The sequence below is a fragment of the Streptomyces sp. NPDC006624 genome, assembly GCF_040611555.1.
In the GTDB taxonomy this organism is placed as follows: Bacteria; Actinomycetota; Actinomycetes; order Streptomycetales; family Streptomycetaceae; genus Streptomyces.
The window spans coordinates 1-1,035 of sequence record NZ_JBEXOM010000104.1; the positions used below are offsets into that span (position 1 = coordinate 1).

A 1,035-nucleotide genomic window follows, 5' to 3' on the forward strand; every position below is an offset into this window, starting at 1 on the left:
TAGCCCACAGAGCTTGAGAAAGTCCCTGCCCCATAAGTTGGCTGGCTTTTGTTGAAGCGTGCTTTTCAAAACAGGTCTGCACCGCCTCCTCCTCCTCCTTAAGAGAGATGTCTTGATAGCTCTGCGCCCCCTTTTTTGCAGCCAGCCATCTGAGCCCCAGCCCCGGACCGGTATCAAACACTGATATTTCTATTAGATGAACTTTACCATCCTGCTCTCTAGACGAAACATCTTCGGTCAAGAGTAACTTAGTTAGATAAGCCTGCAGCGGGTTGTCAGCACCATAAACCCCATTTTTATCCACAATCGTATGCCGAACTGCAAGACCACGCATGGCCGTTTCATACCGATTACCGCTTATGTCATATGAACCATGCTCGTCGGCATTTAAAAATAATTGATATATGAGGCCACTCAAATAATCCAACTGAAGCTGACCTACTGAATTTACCACCCGATCACCAAACTGCCCAAGCATTTGGGAAATCAGCACTCTAAAATCAGAAACTTCCCTAACACCCTTCGGCATCGGTTTTTCATAGAGCGCGTTTAAATATTCATTCCTTGCCCCAGCAAAGCAGCAGAGAATGATAGCCGCCCCCCTCAGAGCTCGTCCGAGAGACCTTTCTTGCATTGCATTAACGTATGGAGCGACCAGTTTGAGGGACGAGTAGCGGCTGACCTCTACATCAGCACTTTTCACCATGTCTGAAAAGTACAACCCCGCCATACCAGGCAGGGTTGACGCAAATCGATTCTGTATTTCCTGATTAGCCAAGTAAGCTCCAGGAAGTTTTAGAACCCTCTGTACCATCGCGCCCTGCGACCAAGAGGCTATGACTTGCAATGCATGGACAGCGCTCCCATACGCTCCGCCATAGTCGAGCCTCGTAGGCATAGATAGAGGCTCAGTTGGGTTTCGTCTGATATCTCTGAGCAGATTTTCGAGGGAGTCGGAAAGAACTTCGACGGGGAACTTCAGCACAAGCGATGCTCCCAAATAAGAAAAAGGCGGCCCGTAGGCCGCCTTTTTAC

Annotated in this window: 1 protein-coding gene; it reads right to left on the bottom strand. The window is 48.9% G+C overall.

The genetic code is table 11. From position 1 onward, the window contains the following. Positions 1-778: hypothetical protein (locus ABZY20_RS37470; protein ID WP_356448043.1), on the bottom strand; the 778-nt coding region annotated here is incomplete at its 3' end. Positions 779-1,035 lie beyond the last annotated feature (257 nt).